Origin of the sequence: Campylobacter concisus (assembly GCF_002912895.1) — a bacterium.
Lineage (GTDB): Bacteria > Campylobacterota > Campylobacteria > Campylobacterales > Campylobacteraceae > Campylobacter_A > Campylobacter_A concisus_G.
This window is the reverse complement of record NZ_POZX01000060.1, coordinates 1-24,023: the sequence shown is the minus strand read 5'-3', so window position 1 is coordinate 24,023 and position 24,023 is coordinate 1. Positions and strand designations below refer to the sequence as shown.

At 37.9% G+C, this 24,023-nt stretch carries 36 protein-coding genes; 33 read left to right on the top strand and 3 right to left on the bottom strand.

What is annotated here, in order from left to right; translation table 11 throughout:
* The 33 genes from rpsQ to CYP51_RS06850 all read left to right on the top strand — a co-directional run bounded on the left by rpsQ (position 1) and on the right by CYP51_RS06850 (position 21,674).
* Complete coding sequence (gene rpsQ, locus CYP51_RS07010; protein ID WP_021091107.1) at positions 1 to 252, top strand: 30S ribosomal protein S17; 252 nt, start codon at positions 1 to 3, stop codon at positions 250 to 252.
* Entirely contained in the window at positions 252 to 620 is a 369-nt protein-coding gene (gene rplN, locus CYP51_RS07005; protein ID WP_103624900.1) for a 50S ribosomal protein L14, read from the top strand. The genes rpsQ and rplN overlap by 1 nt, the downstream gene beginning before the upstream one ends.
* The gene (gene rplX, locus CYP51_RS07000) at positions 620 to 856 is read left to right on the top strand and encodes a 50S ribosomal protein L24 (protein ID WP_103624899.1); all 237 of its coding nucleotides are present in this window, start codon (positions 620 to 622) and stop codon (positions 854 to 856) included. The genes rplN and rplX overlap by 1 nt, the downstream gene beginning before the upstream one ends.
* 5 nt (positions 857 to 861) lie before the next feature.
* Complete coding sequence (rplE, locus tag CYP51_RS06995) at positions 862 to 1,407, top strand: 50S ribosomal protein L5 (RefSeq protein WP_002941643.1); 546 nt, start codon at positions 862 to 864, stop codon at positions 1,405 to 1,407.
* A gap of 1 nt (position 1,408) precedes the next feature.
* A complete protein-coding gene (locus tag CYP51_RS06990; protein WP_002941532.1) occupies positions 1,409 to 1,594 on the top strand; it encodes a type Z 30S ribosomal protein S14 in 186 nt (61 codons plus the stop codon).
* Between the two features lie 9 nt (positions 1,595 to 1,603).
* Positions 1,604 to 1,999 carry a 30S ribosomal protein S8 gene (gene rpsH, locus CYP51_RS06985; RefSeq protein WP_021091129.1) on the top strand — a complete coding sequence of 132 codons (396 nt, stop codon included), beginning with the start codon at positions 1,604 to 1,606 and terminating at the stop codon, positions 1,997 to 1,999.
* Positions 2,000 to 2,189: 190 nt separating this feature from the next.
* Positions 2,190 to 2,726: a 50S ribosomal protein L6 gene (rplF, locus tag CYP51_RS06980; RefSeq protein ID WP_054197279.1), complete on the top strand. Its 537-nt coding sequence runs from the start codon at positions 2,190 to 2,192 to the stop codon at positions 2,724 to 2,726.
* A gap of 10 nt (positions 2,727 to 2,736) precedes the next feature.
* The gene (gene rplR, locus CYP51_RS06975) at positions 2,737 to 3,093 is read left to right on the top strand and encodes a 50S ribosomal protein L18 (RefSeq protein ID WP_103624898.1); all 357 of its coding nucleotides are present in this window, start codon (positions 2,737 to 2,739) and stop codon (positions 3,091 to 3,093) included.
* A gap of 15 nt (positions 3,094 to 3,108) precedes the next feature.
* Entirely contained in the window at positions 3,109 to 3,552 is a 444-nt protein-coding gene (gene rpsE / locus CYP51_RS06970) for a 30S ribosomal protein S5 (RefSeq protein ID WP_002941646.1), read from the top strand.
* Between the two features lie 15 nt (positions 3,553 to 3,567).
* Positions 3,568 to 3,969 carry a 50S ribosomal protein L15 gene (rplO, locus tag CYP51_RS06965; RefSeq protein ID WP_021089212.1) on the top strand — a complete coding sequence of 134 codons (402 nt, stop codon included), beginning with the start codon at positions 3,568 to 3,570 and terminating at the stop codon, positions 3,967 to 3,969.
* Positions 3,969 to 5,231, top strand: a complete 1,263-nt coding sequence (gene secY / locus CYP51_RS06960; RefSeq protein ID WP_103624897.1) for a preprotein translocase subunit SecY — start codon at positions 3,969 to 3,971, stop codon at positions 5,229 to 5,231. The genes rplO and secY overlap by 1 nt, the downstream gene beginning before the upstream one ends.
* Before the next feature lies 1 nt (position 5,232).
* The gene (map, locus tag CYP51_RS06955) at positions 5,233 to 5,991 is read left to right on the top strand and encodes a type I methionyl aminopeptidase (RefSeq protein ID WP_084041208.1); all 759 of its coding nucleotides are present in this window, start codon (positions 5,233 to 5,235) and stop codon (positions 5,989 to 5,991) included.
* A gap of 34 nt (positions 5,992 to 6,025) precedes the next feature.
* Positions 6,026 to 6,244 carry a translation initiation factor IF-1 gene (infA, locus tag CYP51_RS06950; RefSeq protein ID WP_002848031.1) on the top strand — a complete coding sequence of 73 codons (219 nt, stop codon included), beginning with the start codon at positions 6,026 to 6,028 and terminating at the stop codon, positions 6,242 to 6,244.
* A 189-nt stretch (positions 6,245 to 6,433) separates the two neighbouring features.
* Positions 6,434 to 6,547 carry a 50S ribosomal protein L36 gene (gene rpmJ / locus CYP51_RS06945; protein WP_002941545.1) on the top strand — a complete coding sequence of 38 codons (114 nt, stop codon included), beginning with the start codon at positions 6,434 to 6,436 and terminating at the stop codon, positions 6,545 to 6,547.
* 3 nt (positions 6,548 to 6,550) lie between these two features.
* On the top strand, positions 6,551 to 6,919 hold the full coding sequence (rpsM, locus tag CYP51_RS06940; protein ID WP_002941610.1) for a 30S ribosomal protein S13: 369 nt from the start codon (positions 6,551 to 6,553) through the stop codon (positions 6,917 to 6,919).
* Between the two features lie 22 nt (positions 6,920 to 6,941).
* Positions 6,942 to 7,334 carry a 30S ribosomal protein S11 gene (rpsK, locus tag CYP51_RS06935; RefSeq protein WP_021091081.1) on the top strand — a complete coding sequence of 131 codons (393 nt, stop codon included), beginning with the start codon at positions 6,942 to 6,944 and terminating at the stop codon, positions 7,332 to 7,334.
* Positions 7,335 to 7,359: 25 nt separating this feature from the next.
* Positions 7,360 to 7,986: a 30S ribosomal protein S4 gene (gene rpsD / locus CYP51_RS06930; RefSeq protein ID WP_054197275.1), complete on the top strand. Its 627-nt coding sequence runs from the start codon at positions 7,360 to 7,362 to the stop codon at positions 7,984 to 7,986.
* 14 nt (positions 7,987 to 8,000) lie between these two features.
* On the top strand, positions 8,001 to 9,017 hold the full coding sequence (locus CYP51_RS06925) for a DNA-directed RNA polymerase subunit alpha (RefSeq protein ID WP_084041209.1): 1,017 nt from the start codon (positions 8,001 to 8,003) through the stop codon (positions 9,015 to 9,017).
* An 11-nt stretch (positions 9,018 to 9,028) separates the two neighbouring features.
* Positions 9,029 to 9,385 carry a 50S ribosomal protein L17 gene (rplQ, locus tag CYP51_RS06920; protein WP_002941584.1) on the top strand — a complete coding sequence of 119 codons (357 nt, stop codon included), beginning with the start codon at positions 9,029 to 9,031 and terminating at the stop codon, positions 9,383 to 9,385.
* 282 nt (positions 9,386 to 9,667) lie between these two features.
* The gene (locus tag CYP51_RS06915) at positions 9,668 to 10,663 is read left to right on the top strand and encodes a hypothetical protein (RefSeq protein WP_103624896.1); all 996 of its coding nucleotides are present in this window, start codon (positions 9,668 to 9,670) and stop codon (positions 10,661 to 10,663) included.
* A gap of 123 nt (positions 10,664 to 10,786) precedes the next feature.
* The gene (locus CYP51_RS06910; protein WP_103624895.1) at positions 10,787 to 11,395 is read left to right on the top strand and encodes a hypothetical protein; all 609 of its coding nucleotides are present in this window, start codon (positions 10,787 to 10,789) and stop codon (positions 11,393 to 11,395) included.
* Positions 11,392 to 12,141, top strand: a complete 750-nt coding sequence (locus tag CYP51_RS06905) for an ABC transporter permease (RefSeq protein ID WP_103624894.1) — start codon at positions 11,392 to 11,394, stop codon at positions 12,139 to 12,141. The genes CYP51_RS06910 and CYP51_RS06905 overlap by 4 nt, the downstream gene beginning before the upstream one ends.
* Positions 12,138 to 12,830 carry an ABC transporter ATP-binding protein gene (locus CYP51_RS06900; RefSeq protein ID WP_103624893.1) on the top strand — a complete coding sequence of 231 codons (693 nt, stop codon included), beginning with the start codon at positions 12,138 to 12,140 and terminating at the stop codon, positions 12,828 to 12,830. The genes CYP51_RS06905 and CYP51_RS06900 overlap by 4 nt, the downstream gene beginning before the upstream one ends.
* A gap of 76 nt (positions 12,831 to 12,906) precedes the next feature.
* Positions 12,907 to 13,824, top strand: a complete 918-nt coding sequence (locus CYP51_RS06895) for an NrtA/SsuA/CpmA family ABC transporter substrate-binding protein (protein WP_103624892.1) — start codon at positions 12,907 to 12,909, stop codon at positions 13,822 to 13,824.
* Positions 13,825 to 14,030: 206 nt separating this feature from the next.
* Complete coding sequence (locus CYP51_RS06890) at positions 14,031 to 14,306, top strand: NifU family protein (protein WP_021091089.1); 276 nt, start codon at positions 14,031 to 14,033, stop codon at positions 14,304 to 14,306.
* Positions 14,293 to 14,847 carry a histidine kinase gene (locus CYP51_RS06885; protein WP_103624891.1) on the top strand — a complete coding sequence of 185 codons (555 nt, stop codon included), beginning with the start codon at positions 14,293 to 14,295 and terminating at the stop codon, positions 14,845 to 14,847. The genes CYP51_RS06890 and CYP51_RS06885 overlap by 14 nt, the downstream gene beginning before the upstream one ends.
* Positions 14,825 to 16,108 (top strand): UDP-N-acetylmuramoyl-L-alanyl-D-glutamate--2,6-diaminopimelate ligase, encoded by a 1,284-nt coding sequence (locus CYP51_RS06880; protein ID WP_103624890.1) that lies wholly within the window; start codon positions 14,825 to 14,827, stop codon positions 16,106 to 16,108. Before CYP51_RS06885 ends, CYP51_RS06880 begins: the two co-directional genes overlap by 23 nt.
* Positions 16,109 to 16,110: 2 nt before the next feature.
* Entirely contained in the window at positions 16,111 to 16,458 is a 348-nt protein-coding gene (gene panD, locus CYP51_RS06875) for an aspartate 1-decarboxylase (RefSeq protein WP_002941539.1), read from the top strand.
* A gap of 3 nt (positions 16,459 to 16,461) precedes the next feature.
* Positions 16,462 to 16,776, top strand: a complete 315-nt coding sequence (locus tag CYP51_RS06870; RefSeq protein ID WP_002941513.1) for a YbaB/EbfC family nucleoid-associated protein — start codon at positions 16,462 to 16,464, stop codon at positions 16,774 to 16,776.
* The gene (locus CYP51_RS06865) at positions 16,773 to 17,882 is read left to right on the top strand and encodes a DUF7488 domain-containing protein (protein ID WP_103624889.1); all 1,110 of its coding nucleotides are present in this window, start codon (positions 16,773 to 16,775) and stop codon (positions 17,880 to 17,882) included. The genes CYP51_RS06870 and CYP51_RS06865 overlap by 4 nt, the downstream gene beginning before the upstream one ends.
* Entirely contained in the window at positions 17,879 to 18,778 is a 900-nt protein-coding gene (locus CYP51_RS06860) for a polyprenyl synthetase family protein (protein ID WP_103624888.1), read from the top strand. The genes CYP51_RS06865 and CYP51_RS06860 overlap by 4 nt, the downstream gene beginning before the upstream one ends.
* A 133-nt stretch (positions 18,779 to 18,911) precedes the next feature.
* Positions 18,912 to 20,822: a transketolase gene (gene tkt / locus CYP51_RS06855; protein WP_103624887.1), complete on the top strand. Its 1,911-nt coding sequence runs from the start codon at positions 18,912 to 18,914 to the stop codon at positions 20,820 to 20,822.
* 57 nt (positions 20,823 to 20,879) lie between these two features.
* Complete coding sequence (locus CYP51_RS06850; RefSeq protein ID WP_087577491.1) at positions 20,880 to 21,674, top strand: undecaprenyl-diphosphate phosphatase; 795 nt, start codon at positions 20,880 to 20,882, stop codon at positions 21,672 to 21,674.
* A 108-nt stretch (positions 21,675 to 21,782) separates the two neighbouring features.
* Here the strand turns inward: CYP51_RS06850 and CYP51_RS06845 are convergent, their stop codons facing one another.
* From CYP51_RS06845 to moaC, 3 genes are read right to left on the bottom strand one after another with little or no spacing between them, the layout of a single operon-like run.
* Positions 21,783 to 23,021, bottom strand: a complete 1,239-nt coding sequence (locus CYP51_RS06845) for a hypothetical protein (RefSeq protein WP_103624886.1) — start codon at positions 23,019 to 23,021, stop codon at positions 21,783 to 21,785.
* A 10-nt stretch (positions 23,022 to 23,031) separates the two neighbouring features.
* Complete coding sequence (locus CYP51_RS06840) at positions 23,032 to 23,298, bottom strand: HP0495 family protein (protein WP_021091143.1); 267 nt, start codon at positions 23,296 to 23,298, stop codon at positions 23,032 to 23,034.
* Complete coding sequence (gene moaC / locus CYP51_RS06835) at positions 23,273 to 23,749, bottom strand: cyclic pyranopterin monophosphate synthase MoaC (RefSeq protein WP_178140250.1); 477 nt, start codon at positions 23,747 to 23,749, stop codon at positions 23,273 to 23,275. Before moaC ends, CYP51_RS06840 begins: the two co-directional genes overlap by 26 nt.
* Positions 23,750 to 24,023: the final 274 nt, after the last annotated feature.

Below are 24,023 nucleotides of genomic sequence, written 5' to 3'. Positions count from 1 at the left end.
ATGGCATTAAAAAGAGAAATTCAAGGTGTTGTTTTACAAAAAGCTGGAGATAAAACAGCTACTATTTTGGTAGAAAGACGCGTTATGCATCCAAGATACCATAAATTTGTAAAACGCTTTAAAAAATATTTAGTTCATGATGAGAAAAATGAGACAAGAGCAGGCGATACAGTTGTTGCAATCGAGTGCAGACCACTTTCAGCTCGCAAGAATTTTCGCTTAAAAGCTGTATTGGCAAAGGGAGTTGAGTAATGATTCAAAGTTTTACAAGACTTGCAGTTGCTGATAATAGTGGTGCAAAAGAGTTAATGTGTATAAAAGTTCTTGGCGGTAGTAAAAGAAGATACGCTACACTTGGCGATATTATAGTTTGTTCTGTTAAAAAAGCTCTTCCAAATGGCAAGATCAAAAAAGGACAGGTTGTAAAAGCTGTTGTAGTAAGAACTAAAAAAGAGGTTCAAAGAGATAATGGTTCGCTAATCCGCTTTGACGAGAATGCAGCTGTTATACTTGATAGCAAAAAAGAGCCAATCGGCACTCGTATTTTTGGACCAGTTGGACGTGAAGTTAGATATGCTAACTTTATGAAAATTGTTTCGCTAGCTCCGGAGGTTTTATAATGGCTAATGTAAAATTTAAAGTCAAAAAAGGCGATACCGTTAAGATCATCGCTGGTGACGATAAAGGCAAAACTGGTAAAATTTTAGCAGTTCTTGCAAAAAAAGGTCAGGTTATAGTTGAGGGATGCAAAATAGTTAAAAAAGCTATCAAACCAAGCGAAAAAACTCCAAATGGTGGTCATGTAAATAAAGAGATGCCAATTGACATATCAAATGTCGCGAAAGTTGAAGGATAAGAGATATGAGTAGATTAAAAGATAAATTTAACGAAACTATCAAGCCAGCTCTCGTAAAAGAATTTGACATCAAAAATCCAATGCTTATCCCTGCGCTTGAGAAAATCGTGATCAGTGTAGGCGCTGGAGACTCTGCGAAAGATCAGAAAGTGCTTCAAAATATGGCTGATACCATTTCACTTATCGCTGGACAAAAAGCGGTTATCACTGATGCTAAAAAATCAGTTGCTGGCTTTAAAGTTCGCGAAGGTTTTCCTGTTGGTATCAAAGTAACTTTGAGAAAAGAGCAAATGTATGCTTTCTTAGATAAGCTAATCAGCGTTGCTCTCCCAAGAGTTAAAGACTTCCGTGGTCTTCCAAAAAATGGCTTTGATGGACGTGGAAACTATAACTTCGGTCTTAGCGAGCAGCTAATGTTTCCAGAGGTTGAGTATGATAAAATTTTACGAACTCATGGTATGAATATTACGATTGCTACTACGGCTAAAAATGATAAAGAGGCATTCAAATTGCTAGAGCTATTTGGTGTGCCGTTTGCAAAAGGAAAGTAAAATGGCAAAGAAATCAATGATAGCAAAAGCTGCACGCAAGCCAAAATTTGCGGTTCGTGGCTATACTAGATGCCAAATTTGCGGTCGTCCGCACTCTGTTTATAAAGATTTTGGAATTTGCCGTGTTTGCCTAAGAAAAATGGCTAACGAAGGCCTAATCCCTGGTCTTAAAAAAGCAAGTTGGTAAGGAAGAGAAATGTTAAACGATTTAATATCAGATGGATTAACACGCATTAGAAATGCAAGTATGAGAAAGCTTGAAACTGCGAAATTGCTTCATTCTAAGGTTGTTGAGGCTACTCTTTCTATCCTTGCAGCAAAAGGCTATGTAGAGAGCTACAACGTTATCGAAGAAGGTAACAAGAAATTTATAAATGTAGTTTTAAAGTATGATGAGTACGGTAGAAGCGTTATAAACGAGCTTAAAAGGGTTTCAAAACCTGGTCGCCGTGTTTATCAAGGTAAAGACGACATTAAGCGTTTTAAAAATGGTTACGGAACAGTTATCGTTAGCACAAGTAAAGGCGTTATGAGCGGTATTGAAGCAAGTAAAGCTGGCGTTGGCGGCGAAGTTCTTTGTACAGTTTGGTAATAAACTGCATTAAATGCTATTTAACCTTATGATTTTAAGGTTAAATTTTTAGCTTGGTAAAATTTTAGATTTTGCCAAAGCTAAATTTAGAAATTCAAATGAAGGTTTCGTCAAATTTGACGATTAAATTTACGGCATTGTGGTGTTTATTCGTAAATGTAGGAACACCCTAGACAAGTAAAGGAAAAAAATGTCACGTATTGGAAAACAGCCTATCGCTATCCCAAGTGGTGTAGACGTTAGCGTTGAAAATAATGTCCTAAAATTTAAAAAGGGCAATCATATAAAAGAGCTTGACACAAAAGGTCATGTTGATGTCAAGGTAGAAAATGGTCATATAGTTTTTGCTCCAAAAGGCGAAGATCGCCAAAGCAGAGCTTACTGGGGAACATATAGAGCACTTGCTAATAATATCGTAACTGGTATCACTGCGGGATTTACTCGCCAGCTTGAGATCAACGGCGTTGGTTACAAAGCAGCTGCAAAAGGTAAAATTTTAGAGCTTTCTCTTGGTTTTTCACACCTTATCAACTATGAGCTACCAGCGGGCGTTGAGGCTAGCGTTGAGAAAAACGTTATTACTATCAAAGGTGATGACAAACAAGTAGTAGGTCAAGTGGCTGCTCAAGTTAGAGGATTTAGACCACCTGAGCCATATAAAGGTAAGGGCGTTAAATATCTAGAAGAACGTATCATCCGCAAAGCGGGCAAGACATCTAAGAAGTAAGGAGCGGTAAATGACAGCAAAAGTACTAAAAAGAAAAATCGCTCTTAGAATTAAGAGAAAAAGAAGAATCAGAGGTAAAATTTCTGGTGTTGCAACTTGCCCAAGAGTTTCTATTTTCAAATCAAATAGAACTATTTACGTTCAAGCGATTGACGACGTTACAGCTACTACACTAGCTGCGGTTGATGGTAGAAAATTAGGCATAAAAGCAAATAAAGAAGGTGCGGTCACTTTAGCTAAAGAATTTGCTAAGGCTTTAAAAGCTAAGAAGATAGATGCTGCAGTTTTTGATAGAAATGGTTATTTATACCATGGCGTTATTGCAGCATTTGCTGAAGCTTTAAGAGAAAATGGCATCAAGCTATAACCCAAAGGAAAATCGATGGAAAAATATAATAGAGAAGAATTTGAAGAAGTAATCGTCGATATCGGTCGGGTTACAAAGGTTGTTAAAGGTGGTCGTAGATTTAGATTTACAGCTTTAGTTGTTGTTGGTAATAGAAATGGTCTAGTTGGCTTTGGATATGGCAAAGCTAAAGAGGTACCAGATGCGATGAGAAAAGCGATTGACGACGCATTTAAAAATATTATCCACGTTAAGATCAAAGGCACAACTATCCCTCATGATGTAGAGGTAAAATATAACGCAAGTAGAATGCTACTTCGCCCAGCTAGCGAGGGTACTGGTGTTATCGCTGGTGGTAGTGCACGTCCTATTATCGAGCTTGCAGGTATTAAGGATATCCTTACTAAATCACTTGGCTCAAACAACTCAGCAAACGTCGTTCGTGCTACTATAAAAGCACTTAGTTTGCTAAAAAGCTAAGAGAAAGGAGTTAAGATGGCATTAGAAAAATTAACACCTGCCGCAGGTTCAACTCATGCAACCAAAAGAATAGGTCGTGGTCAAGGTAGCGGCAATGGCAAAACTGCTGGCAAAGGTAACAAAGGTCAAAGAGCAAGAAAAGGCTACAATGAGAAAAGAGGTTTTGAGGGCGGACAACAACCACTTCAAAGACGTCTTCCAAAAGTAGGCTTTACTTCTAAATTTGAAAAACCTTATGTTATTAATGTCGAGAAAATTGCAGCTATAAAAGAGCTTGCTGAAATTTCAATAGCAACAATAGCTAGCGTTCATAAAATTTCAAAGAGCGTTACTAAGATAAAACTAATCGGTGCAAGCGCAAAAGCTCTTGCTTCTAAGATCAAAGACGAGAACGTTAGCGTTAGCGGAACAAAATAATGGATAAAACACTGACCAACAAGATTTTAATCACGTTGGCATTTTTGTTCGCATACAGGATACTGGCTTATGTGCCAGTTCCTGGTGTTAATGTCGACGTAATTAAAGAATTTTTTAATTCAAACAATAGCAATGCCTTGGGCTTATTTAATATGTTTAGTGGTAAAGCTGCTGAGCGTTTAAGTATTATCTCTCTAGGTATCATGCCTTACATTACAGCTTCGATCATTATGGAGCTTTTAGCAGCAACATTTCCAAAATTAGGTCAGATGAAAAAAGAACGTGACGGTATGCAAAAATATATGCAAATCATACGTTATACAACCATTGTTATTACTCTTGTACAATCAATCGGTGTTTCTATCGGACTTCAAAGCTTAAGCGGACGCGGTGGCGAGCAAGCTATCATGATAGATATAAATTTATTTATCGCGATCTCTGCTGTGTCTATGCTAACTGGAACTATGCTACTTATGTGGATAGGCGAGCAAATAACGCAACGTGGTATAGGTAATGGTATAAGTCTTATCATCTTTGCTGGCATCGTCTCTGGCATACCTAGTGCGATCGGTGGAACTATAAATTTAGTAAACACTTCCGAGATGAATTTCCTAACAGTCATCGCTATTTTAGCGATTATTCTAGCTACCATTGGTGCTATTATATTTGTAGAGATGGGTGAAAGGCGTATCCCTATTTCTTACTCAAGAAAAGTGATAATGGAAAATCAAAACAAACGTATAATGAACTATATACCGATCAAAGTAAATTTAAGTGGCGTTATTCCACCGATATTTGCTAGTGCGATTTTGATGTTCCCTAGTACTATTTTGCAGGCTAGCACAAATCCAGTAATCCAAGCTATCAACGACTTTCTAAGTCCAAATGGCTATATGTTTAACGTTTTAACATTTTTATTTATCATCTTCTTTGCGTTTTTCTATGCATCGATCGTATTTAACACAAAAGATATAAGTGAAAATTTAAAGAAACAAGGCGGATTTATCCCAGGTGTTAGACCAGGCGAGAGTACAGCTAGCTATCTAAATGAAGTAGCTGGTAGGCTAACTTTAGGTGGTGCTTTATACTTGGGCATCATTTCAACACTACCTTGGGTACTTGTAAAGACTATGGGTGTTCCATTTTATTTTGGTGGTACATCAGTGCTTATTGTGGTTTCAGTAGCACTTGATACGATGAGGCGTATAGAAGCTCAGTCTTATACAAACAAATACCAAACTCTAAGCGCAGTAGGTCTATAAAATGGCTATCACGCTAAAAAGACCAGCTGAGATAGAGAAAATGAGAGCGGCGAACAAGATCGTCGCTCGAACTCTTGATCACGTTTCTACGATCATAAAACCTGGAATTTCACTTCTTGAGATAGATAAAATTTGCGAAGATATGATAAGGGCTGCTGGGGCAAAACCTGCTTTTAAAGGTCTTTATGGCTTTCCAAATGCAGCTTGCATAAGTGTCAATGAAGTAGTAATCCACGGAATCCCAAATGAGTACAAACTAAAAGAGGGCGATATCGTTAGTGTTGATATTGGCTCAAATTTAGATGGTTATTTTGGTGATTCGGCTAGGACTTTTGGGGTTGGTAAAATTTCAAAAGAAGATGAGGCTTTGATCGCTTGCTCAAAAGATGCGCTATATTTTGCTATTGATTTCATAAGAGCTGGTATGCATTTTAAAGAAATTTGCTACGAGCTTGAGAAATTTATACTAGGTAGAGGCTATGTACCTTTACGTGGGTATTGTGGTCACGGCATAGGTAAAAGGCCACACGAAGAGCCAGAAATTCCAAACTACCTTGATGGAAACAACCCAAAAGCTGGACCAAAGATAAAAGAGGGAATGGTATTTTGTATAGAGCCGATGATCTGCCAAAAAGACGGCACACCAGTTTTGGGAAGTGATAACTGGAAAGTAACCTCAAAAGATGGTTTAAGAACCAGCCATTATGAGCATTGTATGGCGATAGTTAATGGCAAAGCCGAAATTTTAAGCCAAGCATAAAATTTATAGCAAAAATTTAAAGAAAGGAGAGTTTGTGGCAAAAGACGATGTCATTGAGATTGATGGAAATGTTGTTGAAGCACTGCCAAATGCAACTTTTAAAGTTGAGCTTGACAACAAACATATAATTTTATGTCATATCGCCGGAAAAATGAGAATGCATTATATAAAGATAATGCCTGGCGACCGCGTAAAAGTAGAACTTACGCCATATAGCCTAGATAAAGGCAGGATCACTTATAGATATAAGTAAATTTAGCCTCTTGGCAAATATGCTAAGTAAATTTAAAGCTGGTTTTGGATAAAATCCAAGCTTTGCGAAAAGCTGTATGAAGAATTATTTTCAAAGTTCCCCACTTATTTTGAAAATAGTTGGTCTAAATTTTTTCTTTAGACCTGATGCAGCCCCTAAAAAAGTGGAATAAATTTTTAGGAGACTAAAATGAAAGTTCGTCCTTCTGTAAAGAAGATGTGTGACAAATGTAAAATTGTCAAACGTAGTGGCATAATTCGTGTTATCTGCGAAAATCCAAAACATAAACAAAGACAAGGATAAGGCATGGCACGTATTGCAGGTGTAGATTTACCAAACAAAAAGAGAATCGAGTATGGTTTGACTTATATTTATGGTATAGGTCTTTACAAATCTCGTCAAATCCTTGACGCAGCTGGAATTTCTTACGATAAGAGAGTTTACGAGCTTAGCGAAGACGAAGCAGCAGCTATCCGTAAAGAAATTCAAGAGCATCATATCGTTGAGGGTGATTTGAGAAAACAAGTTGCTATGGATATCAAAGCTCTTATGGATCTTGGAAGTTATAGAGGTCTTCGCCACAGAAAAGGTCTTCCTGTTCGTGGTCAAAAGACTAAAACTAATGCTAGAACCAGAAAAGGCAGACGTAAAACTGTCGGTGCAGCTACTAAGTAAGGCAAGGGTTAAAGGATAATAAATGGCGAAAAGAAAAATTGTTAAGAAAAAAGTAGTTAGAAAAAGCATAGCCAAAGGTATCGTTTATATCAGTGCAACATTTAACAACACTATGGTAACTGTAACTGATGAAATGGGAAATGCTATTGCATGGAGTAGTGCAGGTGGCTTAGGCTTTAAAGGAAGTAAAAAATCAACCCCTTATGCAGCTCAACAGGCGGTTGAAGATGCTCTAAATAAAGCAAAAGAGCATGGCATAAAAGAAGTTGGTATTAAGGTTCAAGGTCCAGGTAGCGGACGTGAAACGGCTGTTAAAAGTGTAGGAACTGTTGAAGGAATTAAGGTATCTTTCTTTAAAGACATTACACCCTTACCACACAATGGTTGTAGACCGCCAAAACGCCGCCGCGTATAATTAGAGAAAAATAGGAGAAATTATTATGGCTAGATATACAGGACCTGTTGAAAAATTAGAAAGACGTCTTGGTGTGTCTCTTGCGTTAAAAGGCGAAAGAAGACTTGCTGGTAAAAGTGCTTTTGAAAAAAGACCTTATGCGCCAGGACAACATGGACAAAGAAGAGCAAAAATAAGCGAATATGGCTTACAACTTCGCGAGAAGCAAAAAGCTAAATTTATGTATGGTGTTTCTGAAAAACAATTTAGAAGATTATTTCAAGAAGCAGCACGCCGCGAAGGTAATACTGGTGCTCTTTTGGTTCAACTATTAGAGCAAAGATTAGATAATGTTGTTTATAGAATGGGCTTTGCAACAACTCGTCGTTTTGCTCGTCAGCTAGTAACTCATGGACATATTTTAGTAAATGGCAAAAGAGTAGATATACCATCTTACAGAGTTGAGCCAGGTGCAAAAGTAGAGATTGTTGAAAAATCTAAAAACAATCCACAAATTGTTCGTGCAATAGATCTTACAGCACAAACTGGTATTGTTGCTTGGGTAGATGTTGAAAAAGAGAAAAAATTTGGAATTTTCACTAGAAATCCAGAAAGAGAAGAGGTTATCATTCCTGTTGAGGAAAGATTTATAGTAGAGCTTTATTCAAAATAATAGAGGGTATAAAGATGAGAAAGATTACTACATCAGCTTATATGCCAACTGAAATAGAAGTTAAAAGTGTTAGCGAAAATGTCGCTAACATTACAGCATATCCTTTTGAAGCAGGTTATGCTGTTACTTTGGCTCACCCACTACGCCGTCTTCTTTACACAAGCACAGTAGGCTTTGCTCCTATCGGTGTAAAGATAAAAGGCGTTAGTCACGAATTTGATAGTATGCGTGGTATGCTAGAAGACGTAGCATTTTTTATTATAAATTTGAAAAAAATCAGATTTAAATTAAAAAGCGCCAGCGAGCGCGAAGTTATAGAATATAGCTTTAAAGGACCAAAAGAGATAACTGGGGCTGATCTAAATAATGATCTAGTTGAGATCGTTAACCCAGATGCATACCTTGCTACAATAAACGAAGATGCTGAGTTAAATTTTTCAGTTATCATTCAAAAAGGTATCGGATATGTTCCTAGTGAAGAGATCAGAGAAGAGATTGAAGACGACTATATCGCACTTGATGCTTTTTTTACACCTGTTAAAAAAGCAGTTTATGATATACAAAATGTCTTGGTTGAGGATGACCCAGACTATGAAAAGATTGTATTTACTATAACAACTGATGGTCAAGTTAGTCCGATAGAGGCTTTTAAAAATTGTTTAGAAGCTATGTATCAACAAATGTCAGTATTTAAAGGAATTTTAGATATTGATGTTAGTACTCCAGTTGCTAGCTCAAGTACAGGTGGCGAGTTTTCAAAGCTACTTTCTAGCGTAGAAGATCTAAATTTAAGTGCTAGAAGTTTCAACTGCCTTGACAAAGCTGATATTAGATTTATCGGCGAGCTTGCATTAATGGACGAAAATGAGCTTAAAGAGCTTAAAAATTTAGGTAAAAAATCTCTTGAAGAGATTAAAGCGGTTATGGAAGAGATAGGCTATCCAGTTGGTGCCGATGTGTTAAAAGATGGCAAAGAGCAACTAAGAAAGAAAATAACCGAGCTTAAAGCACAAATGAGTGTAAAAGAATAAAAGGACAATAGATGAGACATAAACACGGATATCGCAAACTTGGTAGAACGTCATCTCATAGATCTGCATTGCTTAAAAATTTGGCGATAGCTATCATCAAAAGCGAAAAGATAGAGACGACTTTACCAAAAGCAAAAGAGCTTAGAAGCTATGTTGAGAAGCTAATTACAAGAGCCAGAAAAGGTGACTCTAACGCTCACAGAGCAGTATTTGCTTCTTTACAAGATAAAGAAACAACAAATAAATTAGTTACTGAAGTAGCTCCAAAATTTAAAGAGCGCAATGGCGGCTATACAAGAATCATCAAGACTCGTGTTCGCAGAGGCGACGCAGCAGAGATGGCTTATATAGAGCTAGTAGCTGAATAATTATTAGAGAGCTTCGGCTCTCTTTTTTTAATTTCTTGAATATAAAATTCTCTTACCTTTAAAATAAAATCCTTCTTTCAAAAGCTTTCTAAAGTATAAATTTCTTTAATTATTTATCAAATTTTATTAACCAAAAAATCATAAATTTAATAGTTAAAAGTTGTAAATCCTTTAATCTAAAATTATATATTTTAAATTTTTACCTTTGAACTCTATGCTAAAATTTTATTTTATTAAGACGATATTTGTTTCAGGCGTCTAATAAATTTCAAAGGATTTGAGATGATAGGTAGTGTAAATGGAGTAGGCACAAATTTTTATGTTAGCTCGCAAAGTAGTAGAGCACAAGAGTTTGATACCAATAACTCTAAATCCAATATAGACAAAAATTCTTTAAATGATTTATCTAGCAGTTTGGTTGATGAGCAAAAAAGTCATACCGATACTAGACCAATAAATTTAAATGAAACAAATACGATAAAATTTCAAAAAAATAGCGAGAATCTAACATTTGCTAGCAATTTCTCGCTCTCAGGCATAGCTGCTAATGGCAAGATAAGCATCTGGGGCAAGCTCATGGGGTACGACAAACAAGTTAGCCAAGATGAGATAAATGATCTCAAAAATTTTATCAACCAGACCAAAGCACTTGGTTTTGGCAGAGCTCACGAAGAGATCATAGGATATTATCCAACAGATGTCGATCTCTTTGCAAAAGAGTATACATCAAAACTTGATAACACACTTCTTGGGCTTGGTCACAAGAGCCACGTGGAAGGGTTTGAGATACTTGATAAAGACCTAAGCATAGATGAGTTTAAAGATAAGTGGATTGATTATGCACTTAGGCAGTATCTTGGCGAAAGAGTCGGTGTGGAGAGCATTACGATAGGCAAAAAGGCTATCTCTATGCTAACAAGCACTAATAAGCCACCAATTGAGTACCAGACGCTACAAAATATAAATTTCACTGATGAAGAGAGCAGACAGAGATTTCTTATGCTCATGAAAGCTGGCATGAAGAGTGGGGCGGATTTTAAAGAGGTGGTAGAGGGTGTACTCTCGCTTTATAATGTGCAAAATACGGACAAACTTGATGGCAACAAAGTTTATGCTTCAGTGATCGGACGAAGCGAGAAACTGGCTACTTACGATATCAACAAAGATGAGAAATTTGCCTATCTTAAGGAGCTAATGCAACTTGAGAAAAACGGAGTTGATATACTAAAGCTAATGGAAAAGGTGGAGCAAAAACAGAAATTAGATATAAAAGTGTAGGCTAAATTTATATTTTTGTACCGCCTATCTTTTATGATTTTAGTTATAAGCGGCTCTTTTTACTTGGTTTAAATTTTTAAATGATAGAATCTTGATTTCTATTATTAAAATTACGGAGAACTCGTGAAAAAGCTACTTTGGCTAAATCCCGTTGTAAAAAATATGTATGACTTCTCTATGTTAAAAGAGCTTTTGCAAAATAAGGGCTTTAACATAGTGGAGTGCGAAAAAGATCATGTTTGTGATGTCAAAAATTCATATAAAAATTTATGCTCTAAAGGCATGGTTTTGGATAGTCGCTGTCCAAGAGCTGTAAATTTTATAAGATCAAATTTCAAAGATTTTTCAAGCAATATTTCAAACTTAAATCCCATTTTAATAGAAAGCGCCATTGAGCTTAGCTCGAAGCTAAAAGAAGGTGAGTGGCTTTATATAACAACGCCTTGTGAGGACTTGACTGAGCTTGGAAATTCTTTAAAATTAGAGCGAACTACATTTTTAACATGGAAAAATTTTAAAGAGTTAAACGATATAAATTTACAAATAAGTAAAATAGAGTCAAGTCCGATCCCGCCTGGATTTTTTGAAAATTTAGGCATAAAAACACTAAGCTTATGCAGTAAAGAAAAGATACAAAACGCATTTTTATATAAATTTAGCGAGCTTAAAAACTATCAGATCATCGAGCTTTTATACTGTGAAAATGGCTGTCACAATGGAGATGGGCTGTGATAGAAATTTTTAAAAAAAGCGTTTTGATCCTAGCGATCTTTGCTCTTTGGCAGGTCGTTTGCGAGCTAGAAATTTTCACGCCCTATATCTTGCCAAGTCCTATTACGACACTTAAAACGATGTTTGACATGAGCTTAAGTGGCGAGCTAATAACGCATATGATGATTAGCTTTAAGCGTATATTTATTGGTTATATTTTGGCTTTTGTTTTGGCATTTGCTTTTGGCGGAGTGGCGGCGCTATTTCCAAAAGCTAGTATTTATTACGAGTGGATACTAGAGTTTTTTAGAAATGTTCCGCCACTTAGCCTTATTGCTATTTTGGTACTTTGGTTTGGTATAAACGAAACTCCAAAAATTATAATTATCATCCTAGCATCGTTTTTTCCAATGTTTTTAAGCATTTCAAAAGGGCTAACTAGCTGCGATGTGAAGCTTATTGAGGTTGGTAAAATTTTTTGTTTTAGTAAATTTGAAATTTTTTACAAAATCATCCTAAAAAATGCCATAAAAGACATCTTTGTCGGCATGCGAATAGGTTTTGGCTACGCTATGCGAGCGATTGTGGGAGCGGAGATGATCGCAGCTTCTAGCGGGCTAGGCTATCTCATACTTGACGCTGAGGAGCTTTCACGCGCGGATAGGATATTTGTTGGCATATTTACGATAGGAATTTGTGGCGTACTCATAGATAGGATATTTTTGTTTTTGATATCTAAATTTAGCCTTTTGCGAAGTGAAAAATGATAGAAATTTTAAATTTATCCAAGCATTTTTTTATTAATGACAAGCGTATCGACGTTTTAAAAGAGCTAAATTTAAGTATAAAAAAAGATAAGATCACTGTTATACTTGGCAGAAGTGGATGCGGTAAAACAACTCTTTTAAGGCTTATTGCTGGACTTGAGGGTGTAAGTCTAGGCGAGATAAAATTTAAAGAGCAAGCAAAGATTGGCTTTGTCTTTCAAGAGCCTAGGCTCATGCCTTTTTTAAATGTCTATGAAAATATCGTATTTGCGCTTAAAAAGCATGAGATAGACGAGGTAAAGATAGATAGGCTCATATTGATGATAGGGCTTAGCGACTTTAAATTTGCCACTGTTTCGCAGTTATCTGGTGGCATGAGCTCGCGCGTTTCTCTTGCTAGAGTGCTTGCATACGAAGCAAATTTGATCCTTATGGATGAGCCATTTGCGGCACTTGATGCTTTTACGAGAGCCAGCATGCAGGCTGAAATTTTAAAGCTCCAAACTGGTAAAACCATCATTTTTGTAACTCATAATGTTGATGAAGCCCTATATTTAGCAGACGAGATAATTTTGCTTGAAAAGGGCGGGATAAAATCAAACTACGACCTATCAAATTTAGCAAGGCCAAGAGATCTGTTAAGTGAGGAGCTAATAGCCGTAAAACGCAAAATTTTGAGCGAAATTTAGCATTTTATAAAATGATAATTAAAACCAAAACGAAGCAAAAAGTTATATAATTTGGAAAATTTTTAAAGGAGCAAATATGAGAAAGTTTTTTAAGATTTTGTGTGCAGCCTCTTTGCTTTGCCTAGTCGCAAACGCAAGTGAGCTAGATAAGATCGGTATGACCTATGTCAAATCGCCGCTAAACGTCCCCTCAATCGTCGATAAATTTAAAGGCTTTTATGCTAAATCTTTTGGCATGCCAGTCGAGTACTCCGAGATCACCTCAGGTGCAAAGCAGACTCAAGCACTCGCTTCAAATTCACTCCAGTTTCTAAACTGCGTGGGCGGAACTTCAGTCATACTTGCCGCAGCGAACAAAGCTGACATAAAGATCATAAGTGCCTATTCAAGAGCACCTGAAGCTTTTGCGATATTTGCTAAAGATAAAGGCATAAAAACCGCTAAAGACTTAAAAGGTAAAAAAATAGCAGGGCCAAAAGGTACGATATTAAATGAGCTTTTGGTTAGATATCTTGCTCTTGGCGGACTTGGTATAAATGATGTAGAGTTCGTTTCTATGGGCATCCCAGCTGCACAAGCTGCACTTGAAAATGGTAGCGTCGATGCAGCGCTTCTTGCTGGACTAGCTGCTTATAATGCTAAAAAATCAGGTCTTAGTGTTGTAACAACAGGCAAGGGCGTCATCACTCCAGTAATCGTCACTGCCACAAGCGGAGAATTTTACAAAAAGCATAAAGATCTAGTTGAAAAATTTAAAAAGGCTCAAGATGAAATTTTGGCTTTTATGAAAGCAAATGAGGAAGAGGCATTAAAATTTACAGCTGAAGAGACCAGGCTTAGCATAGAGGCGGTAAAGAGTATGTATCCGCAGTATGACTTTAGTCCAAAGATTACGGCTGATGACATAAAAGCACTTGAAGCCACGCAAGAATTTATGCTTGAGAGTAAGATGATTGAACAAAAAGTAGATATAAAATCGCTTCTAATAGACTAAACAAAAGGGCAAATTTGCCCTTTTATCCTAAAACTTATAATTAAAAATTTACTAAATTTTAGCTCACGCATTTAATAATCAAAACTGACTAGGTGTGTCAAAAGGGTTTACATTACAAAGCAAAATTAGCACTAAGCAAAAATATAGCCATTATTTTTTGCATTTTTATTTTGCTATAATAGCCCAAAAATTTAATAGGAAAAAATATGATCCCATTTAGCGATGAAGAACTTTTAAAACCAGTCAGTGCGAGTTTGCAAAAGGTATTACCGATGCTTGAAAATGATGGCGGTGGCATGGAGCTACTTGGCATAAAAAACGGCAAAATTTATGTAAGACTTACAGGGCATTGTCATGGATGCGCAGCTAGCACAACTACACTAAAATATGGACTCGAAAGACAACTTCGTATGGATATTCACCCAGAGCTTGAGGTCGTAAATATCCCGATCGGCGAGGAATTTGACATTGATAGATTATAAAAAAACAGGCATTAAACACTTCAAACGTTCTAAATTTAAAGACGCAATCTTTTACTTCTCTCTAGCTTACGAAAAGACACAGGATAAAAATTTACTATTTTTGATACAAATTTGCTCCCTTGGCGAGAAAAATGCAGAGGAAGCAAAACTTTTATTTGACTATTTTATGGATAAACTAAGAGCTGGCGAAGATGATGAAGGAATGGATGAAATTTTAAAAATTTTAGAATCAAGATTGGCTAGCGATGAGTATTTTGAAGAGCAAGACGCGATCAGCTATGAGGACTTTAAAAAGGCCGTTTATAAGGACGGAAGCTTCAAAAAGGTCTTTGAAAATATCATGTTCTCAACCAAGGTAATGATCTCAAACAAAGATGATTTTTTAGAATTTTTGGGAAATTTGATAAAAAATGACTTCATCGAAATGAGCATAAACTATCTTGAGAGTGCGGCGGTGATGTTTGGTGGCGATGAGCGCATAGATCAGCTTTTTAAAGAGATACAAAAAAGACAAAACGATGAAAATATCAGTAGAAAATAGCTTCATAACAGATGACTCAAACGAGTGCGAAAATGGCTCATTCTTCGTGCAAACTACTGCAAATGCAAAATTTGCAGAGGCAGCGGTAAAAAATGGTGCAAAGATAATCAGCCTTGAAGAGTGCAAAAAGCTTTTAAAAATCGATGAAAACTTAAAGATAGTTGGCATCACAGGCACAAATGGCAAGACCACAACGGCTGCTGCTATCTATGAGACTTTACGAAATTTAGGCAAAAAATGCGGCCTAAGTGGCACAAGAGGGGCATTTGTAGAGGGCAAGCAGATAGACGATAAGGCGCTTACGACGAGTGCTATTTTAAAGACCCTTTCTTACCTTAAAGCAGCTAGTGAGCAAGGCTGCGAGTACTTTGTGATGGAGGTTAGCTCGCACGCGATCGCTCAAAAGCGCATAGAGAGCTTAAAATTTGCTCTAAAAATTTTTACAAACCTAACTCAAGACCATCTCGACTACCACAAGAGCATGGAGGAGTACGCTAGGGTAAAGTCGAGCTTTTTTGATGATGATTGCATGAAGCTTATAAATGCTGATGATAATGGCATTAAATTTAACCCAAAAAACGCCTATACGTATTCGCTTAAAAAGCCAGCCAGCTTTGCGCCGATAGTTTATGGGTTAAAGGACGGCATAGACGCGGTTATCAAGACGCCAAATGGTGATGTGGAGATAGACTCAAGCTTGCAAGGTGAGTTTAATCTCTACAACCTAATCGCCGCTCTTGGTGCTGTTTGCTTGCTAGAGCGTCCAGATACAGTCGCACTTTCAAAGGCGATAAGTAAATTTAAAGGGGTTAGTGGCAGAATGGAAGTGGTTAGCACCGATCCGTTAGTCATCGTAGATTTTGCCCATACGCCAGATGGCATAGAAAAGGTGCTAAACTCACTTAGACATCTAAATTTGATAGCTGTCTTTGGCGCAGGCGGCGACAGAGATAAGACAAAACGCCCTAAAATGGGAGCGATAGCCCAAAAATACGCAAGAATTTGCATCGTCACAAGTGATAATCCAAGAAGTGAAGAGCCAGAGAGCATAATAGATGAAATTTGCGCTGGCATGAGCCAAAATGAAAATTTGATACGAAACGCCAACCGCCAAGAGGCGATCGCTCTAGCCATTAGTAAGCTAGAACCAGGCTGGGCGCTTGTCATACTTGGCAAAGGCGACGAACCATATCAAGAGATAAATGGCGTCAAGCACCCATTTAGCGACAAAGAAGTAGTAAAAGAGCTTTTAAAGAGGTAAAAATGAATATAGAAATTTTAGCTAGCAAGATCCACAGAGCCGTCGTAACAGACGCAAATTTAAACTATGTTGGCTCGATCAGCATCGGTGAGGAGCTTATAAAAGCTGCAAATTTGATAGAAAATCAAAAGGTTGAAATTTTAGACGTAAATAATGGCGAGAGATTTGCCACCTATGTGATAAAAGGTAAAAAAGGCGAAATTTGCCTAAATGGCGCAGCTGCTAGAAAAGTCTGCGTAGGAGACGTGGTCATTATCGTGGCTTACGCTAGCATGAAATTTAAAAAAGCTAAGAAATTTAAGCCTACCATCGTGCACGTAAATAACAAAAACGAGATCATAAAGGAGTAGGCGATGTTTGAGGGATTTGACTTTTCAAAGATGGGGCAGATGCTCGAGGATGTGCAAAAGCAAGCCAAGCAGATGGAAGAAGAGAGCAAAAACAAAGAATTTGGAGCAAAAAGTGGCGGCGGACTAGTAAGCGTGAGGGCAAACGGCAGCGGCGAGATACTTGATATTAGCATAGATGATAGCTTGCTTGAAGATAAAGAGAGCATGCAAATTTTGCTAATAAGCGCCGTAAATGACGTGCTAAAATCAGTTGAGGCTGATAAGAAAAACACCGCTTCAAGGATGCTTGGCGGCCTTGCTTCAATGGGGATAAAATGAGACTAAAATATAAATTTGCCCTTGCTTTTTTGCTATCAGCGCTTTGCCTAAACGCCGATCCTAGACCTACGCAAGAGGACTTTAACGCCTGCTTTGAAAAGAACAAAAACTCGATCGTCTCTGTAAATAAACACTTTGGCGTGGCTATTACGAAAAATTTGATCGCAGTGCCAAAAAGTGAGGGAGCTCCGCTTGGCGAATATGTCAAATTTGACCCATATTTGCAGCTTTTTTTAGTGCGCTCTAGCAAGGAGCTAAGCCCTGTTGTGATGGCTGATGAGACCAATGAGGAGCGCATAAAAAAGAGCACTTGGGTTGGCATTTTAAACGACGCAAATAACACCGTCATGGGTCACATCAAGTCTTTAGGGCAAAATTTAGGCGACTTTGACACGTTAAGCTTCGAGTATAACGCGACTGGCGAGATAAACACACCTTGCTGCAAGATGATAGGCATAGCTGTTGGAGCTGATAAATTTATACCAAATCGTTATTTGAAGCACTTTGTATCTTATGATGACGTCTATTACGGCGATATAGGTGTGAAATTTTTACAAAAAGAGGATAAATTTTTTGTAGGTCTTGTCGATCCTTTGGGCCGTGGCAAGATGATGATGGTTGATGACGAGCTAGTTAGTGTAAATGGCATCAAGCCAAAGAGCCTAAGAGAGCTAAATGAGATGATACTTTTTGCTCCAAAGGGCGCAAAGCTTGACATCATCGTGAAGCGCAATAAGCAAGAAATGCTCTTTCAAGTACCAGTAAGTGGGGATGTGAAATTTAACCAAAGCCTCGATGTAGACGCCCCTTCAAGCCTTGATATACCAAATTTTAACATCATGCCAAAAGAGCCACAAACAATGCTTGATGATAAGATTTTGGTTGATTATGGCATTACGGTGGATAAAAATTTAGTCGTTACCAAGGTCGAGCCAAAGTCGAATGCAGAAATTTTTGGCATCAAGATCGGTGATAAAATTTTGGGTTTTGATAAACAAAGCGTGAGTAGTCGTGAAGAGCTTTTAGAGAAGCTTGGTGAATTAAAAAATTTTACGCTTCTATTTGCTAGAAATGACTTTCAGTTTTTTGCAAGAGTGCCAAAATGAGCCTACTTGAGGACTTTGTAAAATTTCTAAACGCAAATTTGCCAAAGGCGCCTAGCTTTCACCCTTATTATGAGGAGGCGCTTGGCGTTATGCTAAAGGCTGGGGGCAAGCACTTTAGGGCGCTTTTGCTTCTTGGCGTGGTGGAAAGTGTGGATAAAAGCCTCACGCAAAAGGCCATGAGAGTGGCTTTAGGGCTTGAGATGATGCATACATACTCGCTTATCCATGATGACTTGCCTTCGATGGACAATGCAAGCCTAAGACGCGGCACGCCAACACTTCATGTAACCTACGATGAGACTACTGCCATACTTGCAGGAGATGCACTAAATACGCATGCTTTTTATGAAATTTCACGTGCCAATTTGCCAGCTGAAACACGTATAAAATGCGTGGAAATTTTAAGCGAGAATGCTGGCGTTAGTGGCATGGTGCTAGGTCAGGCGCTGGATTGTTTTTTTGAAAATACGAACAAAGAGGACATCAAAAGAGCAAAGGCTAAATTTGGTCTCTCTGGCAAGATGCTAAGCCTTAATGAGCTAGTCTTTTTACATATCCACAAAACTGCAAAGCTCATCGCTGCTAGCCTAAAAATGGGTGCCGTGATAGTAAATTTAGACGAAATAGAGTGCGAGAAAATTTATGATATCGGCCTAAAGCTAGGCCTTGCTTTTCAGATACAAGACGACATCATCGATCTTACAAGCGACGAGGCAGCCGCTGGAAAGCCTGTGCATAACGACCTAGCTAAAAATTCATTTACAAATTTACTTGGCCTTGAGGGCGCAAAAAAGAAAAAAGATGAGCTTATTAGCAAGATAGAAGAGGCGCTAAAGCAGATAGATGCAAACATCGCTAAGATGATCTTAGAGCTTACGGATAAGCACCTTAGATAAAAGCTAGAAATTTCTAGATTTTTACTACTAAAAAGTTAAAAAATTTATATCACTATTTAGATATTTTGGACAAAAACGCAAGGCAAGTTTTAATTACTTTTTTGTATAATCTGGCGCAATAAAAGGAGATCATATGCTAAAAAAACAAGCCGATACTATAAGATTTTTGTGCGCTGACATGGTGCAAAACGCTAACAGCGGACACCCAGGTGCGCCTATGGGTTTAGCTGATATTATGGTGGTTTTAAGCAACTTTTTAAAACACAATCCAAAAAATCCAAAATGGCTAAACAGAGATAGACTAGTTTTTAGCGGTGGTCACGCATCAAGTTTGGTTTACAGCTTTTTACATCTAAGCGGCTACGATCTAAGCCTTGATGAGCTTAAAAATTTTCGCCAACTTGGCTCAAACACCCCAGGACACCCAGAAATTCACACTCCAGGCGTTGAGATGGCTACTGGCCCGCTTGGTCAAGGCGTAGCAAACGCAGTTGGCCTTGCCATGGCAGAAAAATACGCTGCAAACGTGCTAAATGAGCCAGATAATAAAATAATCGATCATAAAATTTACTGCCTTTGCGGCGACGGCGATCTAGAAGAGGGCATAAGTTACGAGGCATGTTCAATCGCAGGAAATTTAAGATTAGACAACCTTGTGCTCATCTACGACTCAAACAACATCACGATCGAGGGCGACACAGCGATAGCTTTTAGCGAGGACGTCAAGGCAAGGTTTGAGGCGCAGGGCTGGGAGGTCGCACGCATCGACGGACACGACTACAACCAGATCGAATTTGCACTTGAGCAAGCAAGCGAGAAAGAGTCGCCATATCTCATCATCGCAAACACACACATAGCACGCGGCGCAATGGAGCTTGAAGGCAGCCACCACAGCCACGGTGCACCGCTTGGCGAAGAGATCATCAAAAAGGCAAAGGCCGCAGCTGGCTTTGGCCCTGAGAAGAAATTTGCTATCGATGAGGACGTGCTTTTAAGATTTAGAGGTGCAGTTAAAAAGGGCGATCTAGAAGAGGCGATGTGGAACAAAAAGGTTGAGGCGCTAAGCATTGAAGGCAAAAATTTATTAAACTCACTTCTTAATCCAGACTTTAGCAAGATCGAATTTCCAGACTTTAGCGACAAAAAGCTAGCCACAAGAGATACAAACCATGTCATTTTAAATGAGATAGCTAAAAAACTCCCTGGCTTTATCGGTGGTAGTGCTGACCTTGCTCCGTCAAATAAGACTGAGCTAAAGGGTATGGGTGACTTCCCAAATGGCAAAAATATCCACTACGGCATCAGAGAACACGCCATGGCAGCTATCAACAACGGCATCGCCAGATACGGCCTTTTCTTGCCATTTTCAGCGACATTTTTCATCTTTAGCGACTATCTAAAGCCAAGTGCGAGGATAGCAGCGCTAATGGCCATAAAACACTTTTTTGTCTTCACGCACGATAGTATCGGTGTTGGCGAAGATGGTCCGACGCACCAGCCTATCGAGCAGCTTAGCACATTTAGAGCTATGCCAAATTTCTACACTTTCCGCCCAGCTGACGGTAACGAAAACGCAGCTAGCTGGCAAGCGGCGCTAAATTTAAATGCTCCAAGCGCATTTGTGCTTAGCCGCCAAGGGCTTGAGCCACTTGCAAAAGGCGAATTTGGCGATGTTAGCAACGGCGCATATCTGCTAAGCTCGTCACAAGATGCGAAGATAACATTTATAGCAAGCGGTAGCGAGGTTTCGCTTTGCGTAAAAGCAGCTGAAATTCTTGGCGAACAAGGCATTGGCGCAAACATCGTGTCAGCTCCTTGTTTTGACCTACTTTGCGAGCAGCCAGATGAGTATGTGGCTAAAATTTTAGATAAAAACACGACTATCATCGCAGTTGAAGCTGCAACTGGCTATGAGTGGTATAAATTTGCCGACGCGGTTTATGGTATGAACGGCTTTGGTGCTAGCGGCAAGGCAAATGAGCTATTTGATCACTTCGGATTTACGCCACAAAAACTTGCAAATTTTGCTAGCGAACTTATATAAATTTAATCTTGGGGAGTAAAATCCCCAACTGCAATCTAAAATCAAAAAAGGCATTTTATGGAAATTTCTCACGTTATCGTTTTGGCCCTGGTACAAGGTATAAGCGAATTTTTGCCGATATCTAGCTCGGCTCATCTTATCTTGGTGCCAAAGCTACTTGGCTGGCCAGATCAAGGTCTTGCTTTTGACGTGGCAGTGCACGTTGGTACATTAAGCGCGATACTTTTTTATTTTAAAGATACGATTTTTAAGCTGCTCCGCGACTTTTTTGCCTCGATAGCACAACGAAAGATGGTGGGCGATAGCCTGCTTGTCTGGTGCGTGGGATTTGCCACCATTCCAGTTGGGATCTTTGGGCTTTTATTTAACAACATTATCGAAGAATACGCAAGAAGCGGCGTTGTGATTGCTATTACTACGATCGTCTTTGGTATAGCACTTTACTTTGCGGATCTACGCTCAACAAATAAAAGCGAATATGAAATGACCATAAAATTTGCACTTATTATAGGCCTTGCTCAAGCTGTGGCGCTCATCCCTGGCGTCTCAAGATCAGGCATAACGATGACAGCAGCACTTTTTTTAGGATTTAGCCACAAGGGTAGTGCAAATTTCTCATTTTTGATGTCGATCCCAGTCATCATCCTAGCTGGCGGACTCGAGAGTATCAAACTTATAAAAGATCCAAATGCGCTTCCTTGGAGCGATATCGCCCTTGGAGTCATCATAAGTGCAGTTAGTGCTTATCTCTGCGTTAAGCTATTTATGGGGATCATCTCAAGAATCAGGATGCTGCCCTTTGTCATCTACCGCTTGATTTTAGGAGCATTTTTACTTTATCTATTTTTATGATTTAAAGCTTTAAAAAGTAAAATCCAAGTGTGGAGAAATTTTTCACACTTGGCAAGAATATATAACTCGAGTATCTTTCAAGAAAAATTTCAAGATAAGCTTGATAATTTAATCCTCTTTTTTATCTTTTTTAATAACATTTAACAGATCTTTTGCAGCTTGGTAGGCCCTATCTCCAAATTTCTTAGCTTCTGATTTGATGTCTATTTGCTTAATGTCTTCAAATTTTTCATTGGCTTTTTTCTCAAGATTAGCGATCTCTTGTTTAATCTCTTCAATTTTATCATTTGTATCAAAATTTAGTTTTAGCTTTTTACTCTTGTCGTTTAGCTCTTGCTTTAAGGCTTCAAATTTATTATTTGCCTCGCTCATAAGCTTTGCCATGCCGTTTGACTTTAATTCTTCTATCCTTGAAATGATCTGCTCTCTCGCTTGATCGCTAATGCGTTTAAATTTTGCTAGATTTGTATCTAGCTCGCTATTTATCACATTTTCGATCTCATTTCTTGCTACACCTTCAAATTCTTTTTCAAGTTCCCTAAGCAAGGCTATAAATTCTCCATCAATATTTTTTAAATTTAGTAGTTGTGAGTTTAGCCTAAGCTCATCTGGAGCAAATTTCGCCTCATCTTTGAGCTTTTCTATGGCTCTTAAAATACCATCTCTTGTGCCACTTATCGCTCCACTTATCAACTCTTTTGCAAAGATATGACCCTCGTCTGCCAAATTTGCTGCTGCTATGATGATGTTTTTTGAAATTTCAAGTATCCGCTCTTTGCTAAACTCACCTCCAATTATCGCAACATAGGTCATATTTTTAGCTATCGCACCAGCTGTTTCCTCGACATCTTTTGCTCCTTCAAGAGTTGTCAAAAATGCGATTTGAGCGCTCTCTTTTAAGATACCAAGAAGTCTTGTTTCTCTAATGATCGCATTATTTAAAAGCTCTAAAATTTCCTCTTTTCCACTAAAATTTCTATCTTTTACGACTTCTTCAGCTGCTTCAAATGAAATTTTGAGCCTATTTTTTATCTCTTCACGTTTTGCTTCTATTGCACGATTTAGCTCATCTTTTTTATCAAGTAGCTCGTAAAGCGCCTTTTCTTCAGTGCCGACAATGGCCTGATTTATTCCCTCCATGGCACTTTTTAGATTTTTTGCGTTTATGAGATCTTCTTTGTTCATTTTGTCATAAAGCTCGTTCATTTTAACCTTCAAAATTTCTGGCAAAGCATTTATATCTTTGTTTGCAACATCTTGAAAGAAGTTATTGCAAAGAGCTTTTATGCTTATTAATAAGCCATCGCTACTTTTATAATCATGTAAATTTTGTTCTAAATTATTCATATCTTTTACCTTATAAAACGTATTTTGCTTCGTGTTTTAGTGCTGAAAATATCTCTAGCCTCTCTTCTTCGCTCAAAACTAGTACGGCTAAGTCATAGCTCGCGTACTTTTTATCTTTGCTAAATTTTGAAAAAACTAGCTTAAATTCTCTATCTTTTACTATCTCTTTTACCTTTTCTTCTACATTGACATCTGCGTCAAATATTATTTTATATTCCCAATGCGTTGGGTAATCAATTTTTGCTTTTTTGTTATTTAGATCGCATATACTCGCCACTTTTTCCTCCTGTTTTACTCTCTAATACAATATTACTTATTTCCATGCTTTTATCTATAGCTTTTACCATATCATAAATGGTTAAAAGCCCCACGCTTACGCCAGTTAATGCCTCCATCTCAACGCCTGTTTTGCCCTCTATTTTTACACTCACATAAAGCTTAAAAGCACAAATTTCAGATAGCTCTTCGATATCACAATCCACGCCTAAAATAGCTAGTGGATGGCACATCGGGATTAGTTCGCTTGTCTTTTTTGCTCCCATTATCGCAGCAACGACAGCCGTTTGGATAACTGGGCCTTTTTTGCCAGTATTTTCTTTTATCGCTCTAAAAGCCTCTTTGCTCATCTTGATGATCCCGCTAGCAGTTGCTACTCTTTTTGTAGGATCTTTTGGGCTCACATCGACCATTTTTGGACGATCTTTCTCATCTAAATGCGTTAGCATTATCTCTCCTTTTTTGGCGGATTATAGCCTATTTAAACAAATTTAAATTACCAATGGCTTTAAGCTAAAAATATATCAAATACATAAAATCTAGCTTTTTACTTAAATACTAAAGAGAATTCTCATTCCTTAATATAATTATTTAATTTAAATAATTTTTTTAATAAATTATTTATAATTTAATTTTTAATGCATAAAATACCTAAAATGAAGAGTTTTATGGATAATAAATTTTATTAAAACTATATTAGTATTGATTAAATCATAATGTCTATAT

Excerpts from the sequence above, each read along its gene's own strand:
- rpsD (WP_054197275.1), top strand. The coding sequence starts at position 7,360 with ATGGCTAGATATACAGGACCTGTTGAAAAATTAGAAAGACGTCTTGGT.
- CYP51_RS06915 (WP_103624896.1), top strand. The coding sequence starts at position 9,668 with ATGATAGGTAGTGTAAATGGAGTAGGCACAAATTTTTATGTTAGCTCG.
- rplE (WP_002941643.1), top strand. The coding sequence starts at position 862 with ATGAGTAGATTAAAAGATAAATTTAACGAAACTATCAAGCCAGCTCTC.
- rpsQ (WP_021091107.1), top strand. The coding sequence starts at position 1 with ATGGCATTAAAAAGAGAAATTCAAGGTGTTGTTTTACAAAAAGCTGGA.
- rplN (WP_103624900.1), top strand. The coding sequence starts at position 252 with ATGATTCAAAGTTTTACAAGACTTGCAGTTGCTGATAATAGTGGTGCA.
- CYP51_RS06925 (WP_084041209.1), top strand. The coding sequence starts at position 8,001 with ATGAGAAAGATTACTACATCAGCTTATATGCCAACTGAAATAGAAGTT.
- rplF (WP_054197279.1), top strand. The coding sequence starts at position 2,190 with ATGTCACGTATTGGAAAACAGCCTATCGCTATCCCAAGTGGTGTAGAC.
- CYP51_RS06880 (WP_103624890.1), top strand. The coding sequence starts at position 14,825 with ATGAAAATATCAGTAGAAAATAGCTTCATAACAGATGACTCAAACGAG.
- map (WP_084041208.1), top strand. The coding sequence starts at position 5,233 with ATGGCTATCACGCTAAAAAGACCAGCTGAGATAGAGAAAATGAGAGCG.
- rplO (WP_021089212.1), top strand. The coding sequence starts at position 3,568 with ATGGCATTAGAAAAATTAACACCTGCCGCAGGTTCAACTCATGCAACC.
- rpsK (WP_021091081.1), top strand. The coding sequence starts at position 6,942 with ATGGCGAAAAGAAAAATTGTTAAGAAAAAAGTAGTTAGAAAAAGCATA.
- rpsM (WP_002941610.1), top strand. The coding sequence starts at position 6,551 with ATGGCACGTATTGCAGGTGTAGATTTACCAAACAAAAAGAGAATCGAG.
- rplR (WP_103624898.1), top strand. The coding sequence starts at position 2,737 with ATGACAGCAAAAGTACTAAAAAGAAAAATCGCTCTTAGAATTAAGAGA.
- CYP51_RS06860 (WP_103624888.1), top strand. The coding sequence starts at position 17,879 with ATGAGCCTACTTGAGGACTTTGTAAAATTTCTAAACGCAAATTTGCCA.
- CYP51_RS06865 (WP_103624889.1), top strand. The coding sequence starts at position 16,773 with ATGAGACTAAAATATAAATTTGCCCTTGCTTTTTTGCTATCAGCGCTT.
- CYP51_RS06890 (WP_021091089.1), top strand. The coding sequence starts at position 14,031 with ATGATCCCATTTAGCGATGAAGAACTTTTAAAACCAGTCAGTGCGAGT.
- panD (WP_002941539.1), top strand. The coding sequence starts at position 16,111 with ATGAATATAGAAATTTTAGCTAGCAAGATCCACAGAGCCGTCGTAACA.
- rpsH (WP_021091129.1), top strand. The coding sequence starts at position 1,604 with ATGTTAAACGATTTAATATCAGATGGATTAACACGCATTAGAAATGCA.
- tkt (WP_103624887.1), top strand. The coding sequence starts at position 18,912 with ATGCTAAAAAAACAAGCCGATACTATAAGATTTTTGTGCGCTGACATG.
- CYP51_RS06900 (WP_103624893.1), top strand. The coding sequence starts at position 12,138 with ATGATAGAAATTTTAAATTTATCCAAGCATTTTTTTATTAATGACAAG.
- rplQ (WP_002941584.1), top strand. The coding sequence starts at position 9,029 with ATGAGACATAAACACGGATATCGCAAACTTGGTAGAACGTCATCTCAT.
- rpmJ (WP_002941545.1), top strand. The coding sequence starts at position 6,434 with ATGAAAGTTCGTCCTTCTGTAAAGAAGATGTGTGACAAATGTAAAATT.
- CYP51_RS06895 (WP_103624892.1), top strand. The coding sequence starts at position 12,907 with ATGAGAAAGTTTTTTAAGATTTTGTGTGCAGCCTCTTTGCTTTGCCTA.
- rplX (WP_103624899.1), top strand. The coding sequence starts at position 620 with ATGGCTAATGTAAAATTTAAAGTCAAAAAAGGCGATACCGTTAAGATC.
- secY (WP_103624897.1), top strand. The coding sequence starts at position 3,969 with ATGGATAAAACACTGACCAACAAGATTTTAATCACGTTGGCATTTTTG.
- CYP51_RS06990 (WP_002941532.1), top strand. The coding sequence starts at position 1,409 with ATGGCAAAGAAATCAATGATAGCAAAAGCTGCACGCAAGCCAAAATTT.
- CYP51_RS06870 (WP_002941513.1), top strand. The coding sequence starts at position 16,462 with ATGTTTGAGGGATTTGACTTTTCAAAGATGGGGCAGATGCTCGAGGAT.
- rpsE (WP_002941646.1), top strand. The coding sequence starts at position 3,109 with ATGGAAAAATATAATAGAGAAGAATTTGAAGAAGTAATCGTCGATATC.
- CYP51_RS06850 (WP_087577491.1), top strand. The coding sequence starts at position 20,880 with ATGGAAATTTCTCACGTTATCGTTTTGGCCCTGGTACAAGGTATAAGC.
- CYP51_RS06845 (WP_103624886.1), bottom strand. The coding sequence starts at position 23,021 with ATGAATAATTTAGAACAAAATTTACATGATTATAAAAGTAGCGATGGC.